This window comes from Tabrizicola sp. BL-A-41-H6, assembly GCF_050632395.1.
Taxonomy (GTDB): domain Bacteria; phylum Pseudomonadota; class Alphaproteobacteria; order Rhodobacterales; family Rhodobacteraceae; genus JAUYQR01.
In genome coordinates this window covers 1,319,359-1,334,614 of sequence record NZ_CP192600.1, presented here as the reverse complement: position 1 = coordinate 1,334,614, position 15,256 = coordinate 1,319,359, and the positions used below count along the sequence as shown (strand labels likewise).

16 protein-coding genes are annotated in these 15,256 nt (G+C 67.2%); 6 read left to right on the top strand and 10 right to left on the bottom strand.

Translation table 11 applies throughout. From position 1 onward, the window contains the following. Window positions 1-38 precede the first annotated feature (38 nt). Complete coding sequence (gene lepA, locus ACROUL_RS06655) at window positions 39-1,838, bottom strand: translation elongation factor 4 (protein ID WP_431298733.1); 1,800 nt, start codon at window positions 1,836-1,838, stop codon at window positions 39-41. A gap of 192 nt (window positions 1,839-2,030) precedes the next feature. Between lepA and arr the strand changes: the two genes are divergently transcribed. Then, window positions 2,031-2,432 (top strand): NAD(+)--rifampin ADP-ribosyltransferase, encoded by a 402-nt coding sequence (gene arr / locus ACROUL_RS06650; protein ID WP_431298732.1) that lies wholly within the window; start codon window positions 2,031-2,033, stop codon window positions 2,430-2,432. Further along, window positions 2,429-2,947, top strand: coding sequence for a hypothetical protein (locus ACROUL_RS06645; protein ID WP_431298731.1), 519 nt, complete (start codon window positions 2,429-2,431; stop codon window positions 2,945-2,947). Before arr ends, ACROUL_RS06645 begins: the two co-directional genes overlap by 4 nt. A 40-nt stretch (window positions 2,948-2,987) precedes the next feature. On the opposite strand, the gene ACROUL_RS06640 is transcribed toward ACROUL_RS06645, so the two are convergent. From ACROUL_RS06640 to meaB, 5 genes are all read right to left on the bottom strand, one after another. Further along, on the bottom strand, window positions 2,988-3,491 hold the full coding sequence (locus tag ACROUL_RS06640) for a copper chaperone PCu(A)C (RefSeq protein ID WP_431298730.1): 504 nt from the start codon (window positions 3,489-3,491) through the stop codon (window positions 2,988-2,990). A gap of 40 nt (window positions 3,492-3,531) precedes the next feature. After that, a complete protein-coding gene (locus ACROUL_RS06635) occupies window positions 3,532-3,876 on the bottom strand; it encodes a hypothetical protein (protein WP_431298729.1) in 345 nt (114 codons plus the stop codon). A gap of 116 nt (window positions 3,877-3,992) precedes the next feature. Beyond that, complete coding sequence (gene rpmB, locus ACROUL_RS06630) at window positions 3,993-4,280, bottom strand: 50S ribosomal protein L28 (RefSeq protein WP_305570179.1); 288 nt, start codon at window positions 4,278-4,280, stop codon at window positions 3,993-3,995. A 70-nt stretch (window positions 4,281-4,350) separates the two neighbouring features. Then, complete coding sequence (locus ACROUL_RS06625; RefSeq protein ID WP_431298728.1) at window positions 4,351-5,175, bottom strand: alpha/beta hydrolase; 825 nt, start codon at window positions 5,173-5,175, stop codon at window positions 4,351-4,353. Continuing rightward, window positions 5,172-6,149 carry a methylmalonyl Co-A mutase-associated GTPase MeaB gene (gene meaB / locus ACROUL_RS06620; protein WP_431298727.1) on the bottom strand — a complete coding sequence of 326 codons (978 nt, stop codon included), beginning with the start codon at window positions 6,147-6,149 and terminating at the stop codon, window positions 5,172-5,174. Before meaB ends, ACROUL_RS06625 begins: the two co-directional genes overlap by 4 nt. Window positions 6,150-6,248: 99 nt before the next feature. Here meaB and hrpB point away from each other — a divergent pair, with 99 nt between their 5' ends. Beyond that, window positions 6,249-8,660, top strand: a complete 2,412-nt coding sequence (gene hrpB, locus ACROUL_RS06615; RefSeq protein ID WP_431298726.1) for an ATP-dependent helicase HrpB — start codon at window positions 6,249-6,251, stop codon at window positions 8,658-8,660. Between the two features lie 190 nt (window positions 8,661-8,850). After that, window positions 8,851-10,062 carry an MFS transporter gene (locus ACROUL_RS06610; protein ID WP_431298725.1) on the top strand — a complete coding sequence of 404 codons (1,212 nt, stop codon included), beginning with the start codon at window positions 8,851-8,853 and terminating at the stop codon, window positions 10,060-10,062. Here ACROUL_RS06610 and ACROUL_RS06605 read toward each other — a convergent pair. Together ACROUL_RS06605 and ACROUL_RS06600 are read right to left on the bottom strand one after the other, a co-directional pair. Next, window positions 10,038-10,592 (bottom strand): cysteine hydrolase family protein, encoded by a 555-nt coding sequence (locus ACROUL_RS06605; protein ID WP_431298724.1) that lies wholly within the window; start codon window positions 10,590-10,592, stop codon window positions 10,038-10,040. The two genes, ACROUL_RS06610 and ACROUL_RS06605, sit on opposite strands and share 25 nt — an antisense overlap. Next, window positions 10,589-11,083: a DUF1993 domain-containing protein gene (locus tag ACROUL_RS06600; RefSeq protein ID WP_431298723.1), complete on the bottom strand. Its 495-nt coding sequence runs from the start codon at window positions 11,081-11,083 to the stop codon at window positions 10,589-10,591. Before ACROUL_RS06600 ends, ACROUL_RS06605 begins: the two co-directional genes overlap by 4 nt. 142 nt (window positions 11,084-11,225) lie before the next feature. On the opposite strand from ACROUL_RS06600, the gene ACROUL_RS06595 reads away from it, so the two are divergent. Then, the gene (locus ACROUL_RS06595; protein ID WP_431298722.1) at window positions 11,226-11,783 is read left to right on the top strand and encodes a hemerythrin domain-containing protein; all 558 of its coding nucleotides are present in this window, start codon (window positions 11,226-11,228) and stop codon (window positions 11,781-11,783) included. 113 nt (window positions 11,784-11,896) lie between these two features. On the opposite strand, the gene argF is transcribed toward ACROUL_RS06595, so the two are convergent. Together argF and ACROUL_RS06585 are read right to left on the bottom strand one after the other, a co-directional pair. Further along, window positions 11,897-12,823, bottom strand: coding sequence for an ornithine carbamoyltransferase (gene argF, locus ACROUL_RS06590; protein ID WP_431298721.1), 927 nt, complete (start codon window positions 12,821-12,823; stop codon window positions 11,897-11,899). Window positions 12,824-12,914: 91 nt separating this feature from the next. Then, complete coding sequence (locus ACROUL_RS06585; RefSeq protein WP_431298720.1) at window positions 12,915-14,105, bottom strand: aspartate aminotransferase family protein; 1,191 nt, start codon at window positions 14,103-14,105, stop codon at window positions 12,915-12,917. A gap of 496 nt (window positions 14,106-14,601) precedes the next feature. On the opposite strand from ACROUL_RS06585, the gene ACROUL_RS06580 reads away from it, so the two are divergent. Next, the gene (locus ACROUL_RS06580; RefSeq protein ID WP_431298719.1) at window positions 14,602-15,195 is read left to right on the top strand and encodes a GcrA family cell cycle regulator; all 594 of its coding nucleotides are present in this window, start codon (window positions 14,602-14,604) and stop codon (window positions 15,193-15,195) included. Window positions 15,196-15,256: the final 61 nt, after the last annotated feature.

Genomic DNA, 15,256 nt, shown 5'->3' with positions numbered 1-15,256 from the left:
TGGACTGTTTTCACCCCGCGCTAGCGCGGGGTCGCGCCTCACCCATCCATCTTCAGCGCCGAAATAAACGCCTCCTGCGGAATCTCCACTTTCCCGAACTGGCGCATCCGTTTCTTGCCGGCTTTCTGCTTCTCCAGAAGCTTCTTCTTCCGCGTGGCGTCGCCGCCGTAGCACTTGGCGGTCACATCCTTGCGCATGGCCGACAGCGTCTCGCGCGCGATCACACGTGCGCCGATGGCCGCCTGGATCGGGATCTTGAACATGTGGCGGGGGATCAGCTCTTTCAGCTTTTCCACCATCGCGCGGCCGCGGGCCTCGGCCCGGTCGCGGTGGACCATCATGGAAAGCGCGTCGACCGGTTCCTCGTTCACCAGGATCGACATCTTGACCAGAAAATCCTCGCGGTATTCCGAGATCACGTAGTCGAACGAGGCGTAGCCCTTGGTCACCGATTTCAGGCGGTCGTAGAAATCGAACACCACTTCGGCGAGGGGAAGGTCGTAGACCACCATCGCGCGGGAGCCGGCGTAGGAGAGGTCAAGCTGGATGCCGCGGCGGTCCTGGCAAAGTTTCAGGATGTCGCCGAGGTATTCGTCGGGCACCATGATGGTGGCCTTGATGCGCGGCTCGTCGATGTGGTCGACGTAGGTGAGGTCGGGCATGTCGGCGGGGTTGTGCAGATCGCGGACCTCGCCGTCCTTCATGTGGAGCTTGAAGACCACGGAAGGCGCGGTGGTGATGAGGTCGAGGTCGTATTCACGTTCAAGCCGGTCGCGGATCACCTCCAGATGCAGAAGGCCGAGGAAGCCGCAGCGGAAGCCGAAGCCGAGGGCCGCGGAGGTTTCCATCTCGGACGAGAAGGAGGCGTCGTTGAGGGAGAGCTTCTCGATCGCCTCGCGGAGGTTTTCGAAATCGGCGGCGTCGACGGGGAAGAGGCCGCAGAAGACGACGGGTTGCGCGGGTTTGAAGCCGGGGAGCGGGGTGTCGCAACCTTTCCGTTCGTGGGTGATGGTGTCGCCGACGCGGGTGTCGCGGACCTGCTTGATCGAGGCGGTGAAGATGCCGATTTCGCCCGGCCCCAGTTCGTCGATGTCGACCATCTGGGGTTTCAGGACGGCAAGCTTGTCGATGCCGTAGACGGCGTTGGTTTGCATCATGCGGACGCGGTCGTTGCGGCGCATCACGCCGTCCATGATGCGGACCATGACGACGACGCCGAGGTAGGCGTCATACCAAGAATCGACGAGCATCGCCTTGAGGGGCGCGTTCGCGTCGCCTTTCGGGGCGGGAAGGCGGGTGACGATTGCTTCCAGCACGTCGGGGATGCCGAGGCCGGATTTTGCGGAGATGGCGATGGCGTCGGAAGCGTCGAGGCCGATGACATCCTCAATCTGCTGCTTGATGCGCTCGGGTTCGGCGGCGGGAAGGTCGATCTTGTTGAGGACCGGCACGATCTCGTGGCCGGCATCCAGCGCCTGGTAGACGTTGGCGAGGGTCTGCGCCTCGACGCCTTGGGAGGCGTCGACCACGAGGAGCGAGCCTTCGACGGCGCGCATGGAGCGGGAGACCTCGTAGGCGAAGTCGACGTGGCCGGGGGTGTCGATGAGGTTCAGGATGTAGGTGCGGCCGTCCTTGGCCGGGTATTCGATCCGGACGGTGTTGGCCTTGATGGTGATGCCGCGTTCGCGTTCGATATCCATCGAGTCCAGCATCTGCGCCTTCATGTCGCGCGCAGCCACCGTGCCGGTCATCTGGATGAGCCGGTCGGCGAGGGTGGATTTGCCGTGGTCGATGTGGGCCACGATGGAGAAGTTGCGGATGAGATCAAGCTGGGTCATGGGGCCGCATATAACCGACGGAAGGGTGGTCGGGAAGCGGTGATTCTTGGCGTTGAATGTGGGTGCGGCGCAGGCACCGTGGGGCTTGCCTTTGCACTGATGTGGGGGGAAAGGAATTTCGTTCAAGTCTTGGCAGGAGCCGGAGTTTGGCGATGCTGGGCAGCCCCGAGACAGCACGAAAGGACACTGGCCATGACAACGATTGCAGGCCCCTTCTTCCACGGCACCAAGGTTGAGTTCGCACCGGGCGATCTGATCGTACCGGGGTATCGCTCGAACTACGGCGCGGGGCTTGCGGCGCGATGGGTTTACGTGAGCGCGCGGGTCGACATCGCGGTGCTTGCGGCCGAGCTTGCCACCAACGGCGCGCGGGCGCGGGTCTTTGTGGTGGAGCCGCTGGGGCCGTTGGAGGACGACCCCAACGTGACGGACAAGAAGTTTCCCGGCAACCCGACCCTGTCCTACCGCTGCCAGCACCATTTGCGGGTGGTGGAGGAGGTCGAGGGCTGGGCGCCGACCCCGCCCGACCGGCTGCGCCGCATGCAGGCGATGGTGGAGCGGATGCGGCGGGACGGAATCGAAGCGATCGAATGACCAAACCGGGGGCGGCGGGCGCCAGAGACGCTGCCCCTACCGCATGTTGTGGCCTGACCAGATTGCGCCGCGATCGGTTGCGCATTCTTGCCGATGCGGCCAAACCCCTGTTATCCCTTGAAAAATACCCTTGGACTTGGCATTATCTTGCGCAGAAAATGACCGGTGACGGGATGACCCGCAGACCGGCAATGAGGCAGATGATGAAGAAATCTTTTGTGCGGGCAACCCTCGTTGCTTTTGTTCTTCCGATTACGGCCAGTGTTGCGACAGCCGGCCCGATCGAGCGGGCCTGTCTTGGCACGGATCGGGGAACCCGGTCGCTGTGCGGCTGCATCCAGCAGGTCGCGGACATGACGCTGAAAGGCAGCGATCAACGCCGGGCTGCCTCGTTCTTCAACAACCCGGAAAAGGCGCACGCGACTTGGGTTTCTCAATCCGCGTCGGATGATGCGTTCTGGGACCGCTACAAGAACTTTGGCAGCACGGCGGAAGCCACCTGCTCTGGCAGCTGACCGGATGGGGTGGCCCCGCCCCTAGGCAGGGCCGTGCCGTCTAGTCGGACATGCCGGAATGGTCCATGTCATGGTCTGAATGCCCGGTCGCCTGATCAGGCGTGCGGGCATTGTCGACTGGCACGTCAAGCTGGATCTCGGCGCCATCTTCGAAGATCAACGTCAGCGGGATCATGTCGCCGTCCTTCAGATCGGTCGTCAGGCCCATCAGCATGACATGGTCGCCACCGCGTTCAAAGGCGTGCATCTCGCCTGCGGCCAAAGGCACGCCGCCTTCGATCTTGCCCATCTTCATCACGCCATTGGCGTCTTCGGTATGGGAGTGGAGTTCGGCCTTCTTGGCCAGTTCGCTGCGCGCGCCGACGATGCGGATGTCGTTTTCGGTGTTGTTGTGGATCAGGAAGAACACCGCACCTGACGCGGGCCCGATCAGGGCGTAGGCGTCATGGACGTGGATGTGTTCGGGGTGGTCCTGCGCGACGGCAGGGGCGGCAAGGGTCAGTGCGGCAGCGGCGGCTGCAAGGAGGCTGCGGAACGCAAGCATGGTCATCTCCGGAAATTGGGGTAAAGGCGGTTGGCTATGATCAGGCCAGCGCCGGTGGCCCCCGTGCCGAGGCAGGCGGCGGTTCCTGCCCGCGCCAGTCTACACCCTGCCCCGTGTACGCGGCGGGCGTGAAGTGCGTGGGCGCGGCGGTCGCGACAGTAAGGTGTTGCAACAGCCCGACGGCGATGACGCAATCCGGGCAGGTCGGGTGTGGGGTTACAGGGTTGCCCTTGGCATCCACCGCGATGGCGGAGGTGGCCGCGCCTTCGCAGATCTCGACCCATGTGACCGGCCCTGCGGCGGACCGCGCCACGGCGGTGTGCACCGAGGTCAGCGCGACAATCAGCGCAAGGACAAGCCGAAGGGTGGAGATCGCGTAGCGCATGGCCTGCGCTTTACACCCTGCCCTTGGCCGGGCCAAGGGTCGCTGCACAGATGGCTGGCAGCAAACGACAAAGGCCCCGCATCACGCGGGGCCTTGGGTCACGAAACCACGATAGGTCAGACGGTGGCCTGAGCCTTGGCGATGTCTTTCTTGATCTTCTGCGCGCCGGTCGACAGTTCGTCGTCCTTGGCTTTGGCAAGGAAGGCATCCAGACCGCCACGGTGATCGACGGTGCGCAGGGCAGCAGCCGACACGCGCAGTTTGAACGACTGGCCGAGCACGTCGGAGATCAGCGTGACGTCGTTCAGGTTCGGCAGAAACCGGCGACGGGATTTGTTGTTGGCGTGGCTGACAGTGTTGCCAGACATCGGGCCTTTGCCCGTAAGTTCGCAGACGCGCGACATGGTCGTGATCCTTCGTTCAAGACAATAGACCACCGCCCGCAAGGCGGCGTCCGAATTCGATTTGGCGCGTTTAGGGGGAATCCCCGGCGGCGTCAAGCGATGACGCGCGGCTTTGCGCGATGGCGGCAAGGCGGGTGCGCCCGGTTGCGGCGGCGCGGTCCGCAAGCCCGCGCCACCATGAGGGGGACTGTGCCCGATTGTCGCGGTGCAGGGCAGCAATGTGCGCCCGGCTGGCCTTGCCGGCAAGGATCAGGTCCTGCACCGCGCCGAACTTAACCGTTTCGCGGATCACCGCGGTTGCGGGGTGCCCGCCAAAGCCGTAGCTGCACAGGTGCATGCGGGGCAGCACAGCCGCAATCATCGCGGCGTTGCGCGCGTCGAGCGGGCGAAAGGGGTCGTGGATCAACACCCCGCCCAGATTGCGCCGCGCGTGGCGCGCGAGATCGCCCAGCGCCGGATCGAAGCCGGCCGAATCGGCGTGGAAGCGGCGATCGAACGGCACCACGTCGGGGTGGATCGAATATTGCGGCGAGACGGCGATCACCTCGGTCAGGTTCAGCGCGGCTGACAGGCGCAGGGCCGCGTAGGCGCCCATCGAAAAGCCGATGGCGGACACGTGTCGGAAGCGCGCGGTCAGGGGGTTCAGGGCGGTGCAGAGCGCCTCGGTTTCCGGGTTCACATACCAGTCGTTCCAGCGCGACTGGATGTGCAGATGCGCCCAGCCCGCGCGCAGGAAGCGTTTGACCGGTTCGGCGGGCGGCAGATGGCCGGGGTTCGGAGCGCGGTGGCCGAAGGTCACGATCAGGCGGCGGCGGGTGTCGGTTGCAGGCGCAAAGAGAGTGGCGACCAGAAGATCGCCGGCAAAGGGCCGCCAGCTTGCGGTGGCAATGCTCACCCGGCCTCCGCGCCCGACCGGAACAGGGTTGCGGCGGCCTCGGGCGTCAGCTCGCCCTGCGCGACACGGGCGCCCAATGCATTCAGCGCCCTCCTGCCGGCCGCGGTATCAAGCACCGACAGCAGGTTGCGCCGCACCTCGGCCTCGAACCAGTGGCGGGCTTGTGCGGCGCGGCGGTCGGCCCAGTACCCGTGCGCCTTGCGCCAGTCGGCCAGCGCGCGGATCTCGTCCCACGCGCCGGCCAGACCGTCGCCGGTGACCGCCGACACCGCCAGCGCCTTTGGAAACTCCGGCGGGTCTTGCGGGCGGCGACGCAAGAGATGCAGCGCCCCTGTGTAATCGGCCTTGGTGCGCATCGCGGCGGGTTTGAGATCGCCGTCGGCCTTGTTGACAAGGATCAGGTCGGCCATCTCCATGATCCCGCGCTTGACGCCTTGGAGTTCGTCACCGCCCGCCGGAGCCAGGAGGAGCACGAAGATATCGCAGATCTCGGCCACCACGGTTTCGGATTGGCCGACGCCCACGGTTTCCACCAGCACCACGTCGAACCCTGCCGCCTCGCACAGCGCCACCGCCTCGCGCGATCGGCGGGCGACGCCGCCAAGTTCGGTCTGGCTGGGCGAGGGGCGGATGAATGCGAGAGGGTCGCGCGACAGACGGTCCATCCGGGTCTTGTCGCCAAGGATCGACCCACCCGACCGCGCCGACGAGGGGTCCACCGCCAGCACCGCCACCCGCAGCCCCTGCCCTGTCAGCATCAGCCCGAAGCTTTCGATGAAGGTCGATTTGCCCACCCCCGGCGTGCCGGAAAGCCCGATCCGAAGCGCCTGCCGTCCGGATGCCTGCAACACCTGCAACAGCCCCAGCGCCGCCGCGCGATGATCGGCGCGGCTGCTTTCCACAAGGGTGATCGCCCGCGCCAGGGCCCGCCTGTCGCCCGCCAAAACCGCTTTTGCCGTGGCCTCGATATCCATTCCCGCGCCTCCGCCCCCTTCATGCCGCAACTCCCCCAGCTTGGCGAGAGGCGCCGTCGCCGCTCTGGCCAAGCCCGCCCCGGCGCGCCATAAGGCGGCATGGCCGATCTGCCCGTCACCAGCGCCCTGCCCGCCCTGCGCGACGCCCTTGCAGCGCGCGGGATGGCCGTGCTGCAGGCGCCGCCGGGGGCGGGCAAGACCACGCTGGTGCCGCTGGACCTGCTGGCCTCGGGGCTGGTCGCGGGGCGCATCCTTTTGCTGGAGCCGCGCCGTCTTGCGGCCCGCGCCGCTGCCGAGCGGATGGCGGACACGCTGGGCGAAACCGTCGGGCAGACCGTGGGCTACCGCATCCGGGGTGAGGCGAAGGTGTCCGCCACAACCCGGATCGAGGTGGTGACCGAAGGCATCCTGACGCGGATGATCCAGTCCGATCCCGGCCTGTCCGGCACCGGGCTGGTGATCTTCGACGAGTTCCACGAACGGTCGTTGCATGCCGATCTTGGCCTTGCGCTGTGCCTTGAGGTGCGCGGCGCGCTGAGGCCGGAACTGTCGCTTCTGGTAATGTCGGCCACGCTCGACGCGGCACCCGTCGCGGCGCTGATGGGCGATGCGCCGATGGTCACCTCGCAGGGCCGCGCCTTCCCGGTGGAAACGCGCTGGCTGCCCCGACCGCCCGACGCCTCGTTGCGGCTGGAAGCTGTTACCGCCGCGGCGATCCGGGCGGCACTGGGCGAGACAGAGGGTGGCGTGCTGGTGTTCCTGCCCGGCGAGGGCGAGATCCGTCGCACGATGAACCTTTTGGGCGACCTGCCCGGCTGCACCATCCGCCCGCTTTACGGCGCGATGGATTTCGCGGCGCAGCGCGCGGCGCTGGCGCCCGCGCCCGACCGCAAGATCGTGCTGGCGACGGCGATTGCGGAAACCTCGCTGACCCTGCCCGACATCCGAGTGGTGATCGACGCGGGCCGCGCGCGGCGGGCGCGGTTCGACCCGTCCTCGGGGATGTCGCAACTGGTGACCGAACGGGTGACCAAGGCCGAGGCGGAACAGCGCCGGGGCCGTGCGGGGCGGGTGGCGGCGGGCATCTGCTACCGGCTGTGGACGAAGGGCGAGGAAGGCGGGCTGGCACCCTATCCGCCCGCCGAGATCGAGGTGGCCGATCTGGCCCCCTTGGCACTGGAACTGGCGGAATGGGGCTCGGCGGACCTCCCGTTCCTGACACCGCCGCGTGACGGCCCTCTGACCGAGGCGCGGGCGCTCTTGGCCTCGCTTGGCGCGCTGGACGAGGCGGGGCGGATCACGCCGCACGGCAAGGCGCTGGCGCGGCTGCCGCTGCACCCCCGGCTTGGCCACATGCTGACCCTTGCCGGGCCGAAGGCGGCACCGCTGGCAGCCCTTCTGGCCGAACGCGACCCGTTGCGTGGCGCCGCGCCGGACCTCGCGCTGCGCCTGAAGGCGATCGACCGGCCCGGGCCGGAGGCGCACATGCCCACCATTCAGCGCATCCGCGACGAGGCACGTCGTCTTGCCGCCGGGATGGCAAAGGCCGGTTACCCGGATTTTTCGGCAGCACAAATGGCCGCGCTTGCCTACCCCGACCGGATCGGCCTGCGCAGGAAGGGCGACGCGCCGCGCTGGGTGCTGTCGGGCGGCAAGGGCGCGGTGATGGCCCCCGGCACGCCCCTTGCCACGGCCCGCCTGATCGTGGCCACCGATCTGGACGGCGACCCGCGCGAGGCGACGATCCGGCAGGCCGCGCCCCTGACAGAGGCAGAGTTGCGCGAGGTCTTTGCCGACCGCATCCACTGGGTCGAGGTGTGCGAGTGGTCGCGCCGCGAGGCCCGCGTGCTGGCGCGCCGACAGGAACGCTTCGGCGCGCTTGTGCTGGACGACCGGCCCTGGCCTGACGCGCCGCCTGAGCGGATCGCGAGGGCGGCGCTTGACGGCCTTCGCCTGCTTGGCCTGCCCTGGACGCCTTCGGCGCGTCGCCTGCGCGCCCGCGCGGCACTGGCACGCAGCGACGATTGGCCCGAGGTCACCGATGCGGCCCTGCTCGCCAGCGCCGAAGATTGGCTCTTGCCGCACCTCGCCGGTCGCCGCAGCGCCGCAGACCTTGCGGCCCTTGACCTCACCGAACCCCTGAAGGCGCTCCTCGGCTGGGACCGGCTTGCCACGCTGAACCGCCTTGTCCCGGGCAGCTTCACCACCCCCCTCGGCCGCGCCGTGCCGATCGACTACGACGGCGATGCCCCGGCAATCGAGGTGCGTCTGCAGGAGATGTTCGGGATCACCACCCACCCCCTGATCGGTGCTGCGCGCCAGCCCTTGCGCATCACGCTCCTGTCGCCCGCCCGCGCGCCGGTGCAGGTCACAACCGACCTGCCGCGGTTCTGGGCCACCTCCTACGCCGATGTGCGCAAGGACATGCGCGGCGCCTACCCCCGCCACCCTTGGCCCGAAGATCCTACCGTCGCGGAACCCACGCTCAGGGCCAAACCCCGCGGCACCTGACCTTTCAGCGTTGAAACAGGATGTGACCGCTATCACCTTCACCTTCCCGTTCAGTCCAAGTAGACGCATCCAAGCAAGAGGCCAGTGCTACCTTCCTCTTTGCCCAAATATCCCACGGGAGGTCCGGAGGGTGTGAAACCCTCCGGGGTCAGCCCCAAAGACCGTCCGCCAGACTGCAGGATCACGACCGATGCACGCCACCCTCGCCCAAGCCAAGGCCGCCCGCTGGGCCATTGCCGCGATGTTCTTTGCCAACGGTTTCGTCATGGGAGCGTGGGCGCCGCAGATCCCGCTGTTGCTGCCGCGCCACGACATCACCGAAAGCACGCTTGGCCTGCTGATCCTTGTCCTTGGCCTTGGCGCGGTAGGCTCCATGCTGTTCGCGGGCCGCTTGATCAGCCGCTTCGGGGGCCGCCGCGTGTTGTCGGTGTTTTCGCTGGCGCTGATCCCGGTGCTGCCGGCCGTGGTGTTTTCACCTGACCTCGGAGCGCTGGCGCTTTTCATGGCGGTGTTCGGCGCGATGGCGGGTTGCATGGACGTGGCGATGAACAATCAGGCGGTCGACATCGAGCGGCGGTTGGACCGCGCCATCATGTCATCCTCGCATGGGTTCTGGAGCCTTGGCGGCTTTGTCGGCGGCTTTGCCGGCAGTTTTGTCATAGCGCAGTGGGGGTCCGAGGTGCAGTCGCTGCTGACCGCTGCGATCACCGCCGCCATCGTATTCTCCGCGATGCCGTTCCTGTTGCCCGACAGCCCGCGCGTCAAGCCCACCGCCGCGCAGGCCGCAGCGCCGAAACAGCACCTCTTGCCGCGCGACCTTTCGGTCTGGCTGTTGGGGTTCATGGCGCTGGCCTCGATGGTGCCGGAGGGCGCGGTGCTGGACTGGGCCGCGATCTATCTGCAAAAGGAACTCGGCTCCGACGTGTTCCGCTCGGGCCTTGCCTTCGCGTTCTTCGCGGGGGCAATGGCGATCATGCGATTTGCCGGGGATGCCGTGCGCAACCGCTTTGGCGCGGTCCGCACGCTGCGCGCCTCGGGCCTGATCGGGGCGGCGGGGCTGATGGGCGGTGCGCTGGCGCCGGCCGACTGGATCGCCATCGTCAGCTTCGCCTTTGCCGGCCTCGGCATCGCCAACATGGTGCCGATCCTGTTCTCGGCGGCGGGCAACCATCCGCGCCTGCCGTCAGCGATGGCGATCTCGACGGTCACGATGGTGGGGTATTGCGGGATTTTGGTGGCGCCGTCGTCGATCGGCTTTGTGGCCGAGCATGTCGGGTTCAGCTCCACCTACGCGGCGCTGTCGCTTTTGCTGGTGGTGGTTTCGCTGCTGGCCGGGCGCACTGCCGATGCCGACCGGACCAGCGCGGTGATACCGCTTCAGGCAGCCTCTACCGCCAACTGAGCCACCGTCGTCAGCGTGGCGAAATCGGCGCCCAGGAGCGACAGCGTCACCCGCTGCACCGTTGCCGCGTCGATCCGCCCGCCGTCATACGCGGGCAGATCGAACCCAAGGAGCGCATCGGTCGGCAACAGCACCGCGTAGCCAAGGTCTGACGCCGCCCGCACCGTAGACGTGACGCAGAACGCGGCCACCGCCCCCGCGACGATCAGCCGGTCGATCCCGTCGCGGCGCAGAAGATCGTCAAGCACGGTGCCGGCAAAGGCCGACGACCGGTGCTTCCACAGCACGACCTCGCCGGCGACAGGTGCGGCGCAGGCCATCGGTTCGGCCCCCGGCAGACCCTTGCGGAATGGCGAGGCCGGGTCCGGATTATCGTGATGCACATGGATGACAGGAATGCCGTGCGCCCGCGCACCGGCAAGAAGTGCTGCCATCCTGTCCATCGCGGCCGGGTTCACCGGCGCACGGCCCGCCGCGATACGGTCGGCCATGCCCCGCTGCATGTCGATGACAAGGACCGCCGTGGTCATACGGCGCCCATATAATCGCGCTTGCCGATCTCGACACCGTTGTGGCGCAGGATGTTGTAGGCCGTCACGGCGTGGAAATGGAACTGCGGCAGCGAATACATCGTCAGGTATTGCACCCCCGGCATCGTGACGTCCTGCCCGCGCATCTTGATCGTCACGTCGCGCGTCGCGGCGCCTTCGTAGTCACTGGCCGCGAACTCGGCCATGTAGGCCCGAACCGCCGCAATCCGCGCCTGCAACTCGGCAAAGGTCACCTCGGTGTCGGGAAAGCTTTTCGGCTCGGCCCCGGCAAGCCGGGCGGCTGCACGGGCGGCAAAATCGCAGGCCAGCTGCACCTGACGGGTGAAGGGGAACATGTCGGGAAACAGCCGGAAGGTCAGCAGCGCCTCGGGCTTGATGCCCTTGGCCTCGCAATGCGCCTCGGCCTTGGCGAGGATCGCGGACAAGGCACCCAGGGTGCGGTCAATCGGCGGGATGATGTGGTCATACATGCGGGCGGCCTTTCGGGCATTGGGTGTCTGGCGGCACGCTATCCCTGGTCAGAGGCCCCGTCGAGTGGCCCCGTCGAGAGGGCCCGTCGAGATGGCTGTCGAGAGGCCTTGCCAAGGACGCCCCCGGTTGCGACACCGGGGCATGACCGACACCACGCTCGCGACCCGCCGCGGCCTGCCCGCCGAATACCAGCTGATCCTTGCGGAACTGCCGCGCAAGGGCTGGCCCGACCACCGCGATTTCAACGGGCTGGCGGCCTTCTGGCTGGACCGGCATCTGGCGTTCCGCCACACCCTGCAACGCCTGCGCGCCGATACCGAGGCCCGGATCGACCGCAAGCTGGCACCGGACGCCTTTGCGGGGCGGCTGGTGCGGCAAGGTTCGGGCCTGCTCTCGGACCTGATCGGCCACCACCAGATCGAGGATGACGCCTATTTTCCGAAACTGGCGCGGCTGGAACCACGCATCGCGCGCGGGTTCGAGATGCTGGATGCCGACCACCATGCGCTGCACGATCTGATCGACCGCTTTGCCAAGGGTGCCAATGCGGCGCTGCAAGCCAAAGACGAGGCGGCGGGGCGGGAAAAGACCGCGCGCTTCCTGACCGATCTGAAGGATTTCGACCGCCTGCTGGCCCGCCATCTGGACGACGAGGAAGATCTGGTGCTGCCTGTCGTGCTGAAGCATCGGGTCGGGTGAACTGGCCGCCATTTGCGCGTTTCATGGAACGCGTCTACCGGCGAGAGGCGGCGCTGCCGCGTCTCGACTGAAAGGGCGTGCGGCGGAACGCCGCTGCGGCTGATACGCCGGTGTCAGACGCCGAGGCACCAGCGCATGACCGCCTTTTGCGCGTGTAGCCGGTTTTCCGCCTCGTCGAATACGACCGAGTGAGGGCCGTCCATCACCGCGCTCGTCGCCTCGTCGTTGCGGTGCGCGGGCAGGCAGTGCATGAAAAGCGCGTCAGGTTTGGCGCGCGACATCAGGGCTTCGTTCACCTGGTAGGGGCGCAGCTGGTTGTGACGGCGTTCCTTGGCGCTTTCGGGATCGTGCATCGAGACCCAGGTGTCGGTGACGACAAGATCGGCGCCCTCGACGGCGGCGAAGGGGTCGCGCTGGATGGTGACCCGAGAGCCTTTGGCGCGGGCGAAGGCGATGAATTTGTCTTCCGGGTCCAGCGTTTCGGGGCCGGTGAAGGTGAAATCGAAGCCGAACTGCCCGGCGGCGTGCAGGAACGAGGCGCAGACGTTGTTGCCGTCACCGGCCCAGACCACCTTCTTGCCCGCGATCGGGCCGCGGTGTTCTTCGTAGGTCATCACGTCGGCCATGATCTGGCAGGGATGGGTGCGGTTCGTCAGGCCGTTGATCACGGGGACGGTCGCGTGTTCGGCCATCTCGAGGAGCGTCGCTTCCTCGAAGGTGCGGATCATGATGAGGTCGACATAGCGCGACAGGACGCGGGCAGTGTCGGCGATGGTCTCGCCGTGGCCAAGCTGCATTTCCTTGCCCGAAAGCACCATCGTCTCGCCGCCCATCTGGCGGACGCCGACGTCAAAGCTGACGCGGGTGCGGGTCGAGGGTTTTTCGAAGATCAGCGCGACCATATGGCCTTTCAGCGGCTGGTCATCGTCTTTCATGCCCTTGGGGCGGCCGTTGCGGGCGGCTTTCATCGCGTGGGCAGAGTTGATCATGCCCCGCAATTCGGTGGCTTCGGTGGTGTGGATGTCGAGAAAGTGTTTCATGCGCTGTGCTCTTTGACGAAGGGCGGGGGGTTTCACACCCCCCGCACCCCACGTGGGATATTTGGAGAAGAGGAAGCCTGAAGCGGGGCCATCAGATGGTGCTCGAGACGGCGCTTGCGGCGCGGTCCAGGCGGGCGAGGGCTTCGGTGATGTCGGCCTCGGTGATGTTGAGGGCGGGGAGAAGGCGCAGGACGTTGTCGGCGGCGGCGACGGTCAGAACGCCCGCGGCGTAGCCGGCCTTGACCACCTCGGTGTTGGCCGCCTTGCATTTCAGGCCCAGCATCAAGCCCTGGCCGCGGACCGCCTCGAATACCTTGGGGTGGCGGGCGACGAGCGATTCGAGGCCCTGGCGGAAAAGGGCCGCCTTGCGGCTGACATCGGCCAGGAAAGCATCGTCACCCACGATGTCGAGGACCGCGGCGCCTACGGCGCAGGCGAGGGGGTTGCCACCGTAGGTGGAGCCGTGGCTGCCCGCCGTCATGCCAGCAGCGGCGCGTTCGGTGGCGAGGACCGCGCCGAGGGGAAAGCCGCCGCCGATGCCTTTGGCGACCATCATGATGTCCGGCGTCACCCCCGCCCATTCATGCGCGAATAGCTTGCCGGTGCGGCCCATCCCGCATTGCACCTCGTCGAAGATCAGCAGCGTGCCGGTGCTGTCGCAAAGGTCACGCAGGCCCTTCAGGCACTGGTCGGGCACCACGCGGATGCCGCCTTCGCCCTGAATGGGTTCGATGATCACGGCGCAGGTCCTGTCGGTGATCGCGGCGCGGATCGCGTCGTGATCTTCGGTCGAGGTGGGCCATTTGAGCTGGCGGAAGCCGGGCATCAGTGGGCCGTAGCCCTTGACCATCTTTTCCGACCCGGCGGCCGCGATGGCGGCGGTGGAGCGGCCGTGGAAGGCGCCCTCGAAGGACAGGAACTCAATCCGTTCGGGGTGGCCGGCCTCGTAATGGAACTTGCGGGCCATCTTGATGGCAAGCTCGGCGGTTTCGGTGCCGGAATTGGTGAAGAACACGGTGTCGGCGAAAGTGCGGTCGACCAGCATCTGAGCCAGGTGTTCCTGTTCGGGGATGCGGTAGACGTTCGAGACGTGCCAGAGCTTTTGCGCCTGATCGGTCAGCGCTTTGACCAGAGCGGGGTGGGCATGGCCGAGCGCGTTGACCGCGATGCCGCCGCCGAGATCGAGGTAGCGCGTGCCATCCTCGGCCAGAAGCCAGGAGCCGGTGCCGGACACGAAGGCCAAGGGCGCGCGATTGTAGGTGGGCAGGACGGCGGGGATCATGTGAGGGGCCCTTCGGAATGAAGGCCTAAGCCCTAAAGGCAGGCCATGCGGGGTGTCAACGGGGCGAGATGGGGTGCCCCGGACCAAGGGGGCAGGCGAAAGCGGTCGCTCAGGAGCGTCGGCGTCGCTGGAAGGGGGCGGCCCGCAGGGTCATGCCCGAAGAGGTAATCGAGGGGTGGGCCAAAGGAAAGAGGGAAAATCGGGGGCGGCTGGCGGGGGCGCGGCTGCCGGCTCGCGGTGCAGCCGCGATGGACAAGGGCGCATCGCGGCGGGTGGGAGTTGCGCGCCTGCGCCGGGTGATCGGCGGTGTTGCCCAAGGTCCTGGACGGATGCCGTGGTTGCAAGAGGCGGGCAACGTGGGGCGGCGACAGGACGTGTCTTCGCGCCCTGACCCGATGCCCCGCTTGATCTTCCGGCCGCCGCCTTGTATCCCACGCCGTCGCGGTTACAATGCCGCCTACACGAATTTCCTTTGCCGCCAACCGGAGAGCTACGCATGTCCTGGACCGACGAGCGCGTCGAGACGCTTAAGCGCATGTGGGGCGAAGGCCAATCGGCCAGCCAGATCGCCAAGGAACTGGGCGGCGTCACCCGCAATGCCGTGATCGGCAAGGTGCACCGGCTTGGCCTGTCGAACCGCGTCGGCGGCAAGGATGAAGAGGAGGAGGCGCCGGTCGCCGCCGCCCCCGCTGCCCCTGCCCGACCCGAACCCGCAGCGCCGCGCGCCGAACCGCGCCCTGCCGCAGACCCCGCCCCGCGCCCGGCTGCGGCTCCTGCGTCGGCGACGAACGTAACTCCGCTGCCTGTGCGCAAGGCGATCATCCCCGCAGGCCAGCCGCTGCCGCCGCAGCCTTCGCTGAACGAGATCAGCCCCGAGGCGCTTGCATCGGTGCGCGAGGTGGAAAAGCGCGCAAAGAAGCTGACCCTGATGGAACTGACCGAACGCACCTGCAAATGGCCGATCGGCGACCCCGCGACCGAGGATTTCTGGTTCTGCGGCCTGCCCTCGCTGCCGGGCAAGCCGTATTGCGAGGCCCATGTTGGCGTGGCTTTCCAGCCGATGAGCGCACGGCGCGATCGTCGCCGCTGAGCGCCGGCAGGGCTTTGGCCGTGGGCGCAGGGTGGGTTTGAGGCAAACGGCGTCTTCGTTT

Excerpts from the sequence above, each read along its gene's own strand:
- lepA (WP_431298733.1), bottom strand. The coding sequence starts at position 1,838 with ATGACCCAGCTTGATCTCATCCGCAACTTCTCCATCGTGGCCCACATC.
- arr (WP_431298732.1), top strand. The coding sequence starts at position 2,031 with ATGACAACGATTGCAGGCCCCTTCTTCCACGGCACCAAGGTTGAGTTC.
- ACROUL_RS06645 (WP_431298731.1), top strand. The coding sequence starts at position 2,429 with ATGACCAAACCGGGGGCGGCGGGCGCCAGAGACGCTGCCCCTACCGCA.
- ACROUL_RS06640 (WP_431298730.1), bottom strand. The coding sequence starts at position 3,491 with ATGCTTGCGTTCCGCAGCCTCCTTGCAGCCGCCGCTGCCGCACTGACC.
- ACROUL_RS06635 (WP_431298729.1), bottom strand. The coding sequence starts at position 3,876 with ATGCGCTACGCGATCTCCACCCTTCGGCTTGTCCTTGCGCTGATTGTC.
- rpmB (WP_305570179.1), bottom strand. The coding sequence starts at position 4,280 with ATGTCGCGCGTCTGCGAACTTACGGGCAAAGGCCCGATGTCTGGCAAC.
- meaB (WP_431298727.1), bottom strand. The coding sequence starts at position 6,149 with ATGGATATCGAGGCCACGGCAAAAGCGGTTTTGGCGGGCGACAGGCGG.
- hrpB (WP_431298726.1), top strand. The coding sequence starts at position 6,249 with ATGGCCGATCTGCCCGTCACCAGCGCCCTGCCCGCCCTGCGCGACGCC.
- ACROUL_RS06610 (WP_431298725.1), top strand. The coding sequence starts at position 8,851 with ATGCACGCCACCCTCGCCCAAGCCAAGGCCGCCCGCTGGGCCATTGCC.
- ACROUL_RS06605 (WP_431298724.1), bottom strand. The coding sequence starts at position 10,592 with ATGACCACGGCGGTCCTTGTCATCGACATGCAGCGGGGCATGGCCGAC.
- ACROUL_RS06600 (WP_431298723.1), bottom strand. The coding sequence starts at position 11,083 with ATGTATGACCACATCATCCCGCCGATTGACCGCACCCTGGGTGCCTTG.
- ACROUL_RS06595 (WP_431298722.1), top strand. The coding sequence starts at position 11,226 with ATGACCGACACCACGCTCGCGACCCGCCGCGGCCTGCCCGCCGAATAC.
- argF (WP_431298721.1), bottom strand. The coding sequence starts at position 12,823 with ATGAAACACTTTCTCGACATCCACACCACCGAAGCCACCGAATTGCGG.
- ACROUL_RS06585 (WP_431298720.1), bottom strand. The coding sequence starts at position 14,105 with ATGATCCCCGCCGTCCTGCCCACCTACAATCGCGCGCCCTTGGCCTTC.
- ACROUL_RS06580 (WP_431298719.1), top strand. The coding sequence starts at position 14,602 with ATGTCCTGGACCGACGAGCGCGTCGAGACGCTTAAGCGCATGTGGGGC.